The 3,359-nt window shown below is 74.3% G+C and carries 1 protein-coding gene; it reads left to right on the plus strand.

The features are described 5' to 3' along the window. Positions 1 to 11: 11 nt before the first annotated feature. On the plus strand, positions 12 to 3,359 hold a 3,348-nt coding region (locus tag ABTZ58_RS39885; protein WP_351368365.1), incomplete at its 3' end, for an SDR family NAD(P)-dependent oxidoreductase.

Below are 3,359 nucleotides of genomic sequence, written 5' to 3' on the forward strand. Positions count from 1 at the left end.
ACGAACTGGTTGTGCACGCCGAGGGGTCGGGTGTCCGGGTGCGTCGTGTCGAGGTGGACTACGCCTCGCACTCGGCGCATGTCGAGGCCATCGAGGACGAGTTGGCCGAGGTTTTGGCCCCGGTCTCGGCGGGGGAGCCGTCGGTGCCGTTCCTGTCGACGGTGACGGGGGAGTGGGTCACCGATGGTGAGATGGATGCCGGGTACTGGTACCGCAACCTGCGGCAGACGGTGCGGTTGGAGCCGGCCGTCCGGCGGCTCGCCCAGTCCGGGCATGGTGCGTTTCTGGAGATGAGTCCGCATCCGGTGCTGACCGTTCCGGTGGCGGAGACCGTCGAGGCGGCGGGCGCCGATGCCGTCGTCGTGGGGTCCCTGCGCCGGGGCGAGGGCGGCCTGGAGCGCTTGTATGTGTCGTTGGGTGAGGCGTGGGCGCGTGGTGTCGCGGTCGATTGGACGGCCGCTTTCGAGGGGCTGTCCCCGCGCCGTGTCGACCTGCCCACCTACGCCTTCCAGCGCCGCCGTTACTGGCTGGACGCGCCGAAGGCCGAGCAGCGGAACTCCTCCGATCCGGTCGACGAGCAGTTCTGGCGCACGGTGGAGGAAGGCGATCCGTCGGAGCTGGCGGCAACCCTCGGTGTCTCCGACCAGGACGGGCTGCACGCCGTCGTCCCGGCACTGGCGGCCTGGCGCAAGGCGCGCCGGGAACGAGCCACGGTGGACGGCTGGCGTCACCGTGTCGAGTGGCGAGCCCTTCCGGCTGCGGCCGCCCCGGTCGCCGTCGAAGGCACCTGGCTGCTCGTCGTCCCCACAGCCGCCGAGGGCGGCAGTGCGGCCACCGCGGTGCGGGCCGCGCTCGAGGACCGAGGCGTCCGCACCCTGACCCTCGCCGTCGGGTCCGGGGACATGAGCCGGGCGGATCTTCAGGCGCTGCTCGGCCGGACCGGTGGTGCCGAGGCGGTCACCGGTGTCCTCTCCCTGCTGTCCCTCGACACACGGCCGCACCCGGAGCACCCTGCTGTTCCGCTGGGACTGGCCGGCACCCTCACCCTCGTCCAGGCCCTCGGTGACGCGGGGATCGAGGCGCCCCTGTGGTGCGTGACCCAGGGGGCCGTGGGAACGGGCCCGCACGACGCACCGACGTCCCCCGTCCAGGCCGGTGTCTGGGGCCTGGGCCGGGCAGCCGCTCTGGAGCACCCCAGGAGGTGGGGCGGTCTCGTCGACGTCCCCGCGGCTCTCGCCCCCGGCACCCTCGCCCTGCTGCCCGACGTCATCGCCGCGGGCGCCGAGGAGGACCAGGTCGCCCTGCGAGACGGCAAGGCGTACGGCCGCCGGCTCGTCCACGCTCCCACGGGCGGCAGGACGGCCCCGCGTGCCTGGAGGCCGCGCGGCACCGTCCTCGTCACCGGAGGCACCGGCGCGCTGGGCGCCCACGTCACCCGCTGGCTGGCGGACAACGGCGCCGAACACGTCGTCCTCACCGGACGGACGGGCGACGGCCCGCACGTCGAGGAACTCCGCACCGAACTGCGGTCGCGCGGCACCCGGCTCACGGTCGCCGCCTGCGACACGGCCGACCGTGAGGCGGTGGCCGGCCTGGTCGCTCGCCTCGCCGCGGACGGCACCCCCGTACGCTCCGTCGTCCACGCGGCCGGCGTGAGCGTGCTCGGGCCGATCACGGAGGCCGGCGTGGACGACCTCGCGGCCACCCTCTCCGGAAAGGTGCTGGGCGCGGAACACCTCGACGCGGTCCTCGACACCGAGCGACTGGACGCCGTGGTCTACTTCTCGTCCATCTCCGGCACCTGGGGCGTCGCCGACCACGCCGCGTACGGCGCCGCCAACGCCGTCCTCGACGCCCGTGCCCAGCGCCGCCGAGCCGACGGGGCCCACGTCCTCTCCGTCGCCTGGGGACCCTGGGCGGGCGGCGGCATGATCGCCGAGTCGGTGCAGGACGACCTCCGGCGCAGGGGCGTCCCCGTGATCGAGCCCGTCTCCGCGATCGCCGGACTCCAGCAGGCCCTGGACCACGACGACACCTGTGTCGCCGTCGCCGACGTGAACTGGAGGCGCTTCGCCGAGGTCTTCACCTCCGTGCGCGGCAGCGCACTCCTGCGGGAGCTGCCCGACGCCGAGGCGGCCCCCTTGGACGAAGGCGGCGAAGGGACCGAGGCCCGTGGCTCCACCGGCGCGCTGGGCGACATCGCGGCACTGGAGCCCGCCCGCCGGCCGGCCGCACTGCGCGCCCTGGTCAGCGCCCACGTGGCCGCCGTACTCGGACACACCCCCGCCGAAGCCGGCGCACTCGGCGACGAGACCGCCTTCAAGGACATGGGCTTCGACTCCCTGACCGCCGTCTCCCTGCGCGACCGGCTCAACCGCGCCACCGGGCTGACCCTGCCCACCACGGTCGTCTTCGACCACCCCAGCATCACGGCCCTGGCCGCCTACGTCGACGAGCGCGCGTTCGGCCGAACGGAGCCGGAGCCGCAGGGGGCGGCGGCTGCCGACGCCGGTGGCACGGACGAGGTCCGCGCGGACGACCCCATCGTGATCGTGTCCATGGGGTGCCGTTTCCCCGGCGGCGTGCGCAGTCCCGAGGACCTGTGGCGACTGGTCGCCGACGAGGTGGACGCCATCACGCCGCTGCCGGCCGACCGGGGCTGGGATCTGGACGCCCTGTACGACGCCGACCCCGACCATCTCGGCACCAGCTACGTCCGGGAGAGCGGGTTCCTCGACGGGGCGGCCGAGTTCGACGCCGGCTTCTTCGGCATCTCGCCGCGTGAGGCGACGGCGATGGATCCCCAGCAGCGGCTGCTGCTGGAGACGGCCTGGGAGACCCTGGAACGCGCCGGCATCGATCCCAAGGCGCTGCGCGGCAGCTCCACGGGTGTCTACATCGGCCTCACCGACCAGGAGTACGCCACCCGGCTGCGCGCCGCGTCCGGCGACAACGAGGGCTACCTCGCCACCGGAGCCGCAGCCAGCGTGGCCTCGGGTCGCATCGCCTACGCGCTGGGGCTGGAAGGTCCGGCGGTGACCGTGGACACCGCCTGCTCGTCCTCGCTGGTCGCCCTGCACCTGGCCGTGCGCGCCCTGCGCAACGGCGACTGCTCCCTCGCCATCGCCGGGGCCGCCACGGTGATGGCGGGCCCGGGCGCGTTCGTCGCCTTCAGCCGCCAGCGGGCGCTCGCCCCCGACGGCCGCTGCAAGCCGTTCGCCGCCGACGCGGACGGGTTCGCCCTCTCCGAGGGGGTGGGCGTGTTGCTGCTGGAGCGGTTGTCGGACGCGCGGGCGCGGGGGCATCAGGTGCTGGCTGTGGTGCGGGGTTCGGCCATCAATCAGGACGGTGCGTCGAAC

This window comes from Streptomyces sp. NPDC094143, assembly GCF_040303825.1.
In the GTDB taxonomy this organism is placed as follows: Bacteria; Actinomycetota; Actinomycetes; order Streptomycetales; family Streptomycetaceae; genus Streptomyces.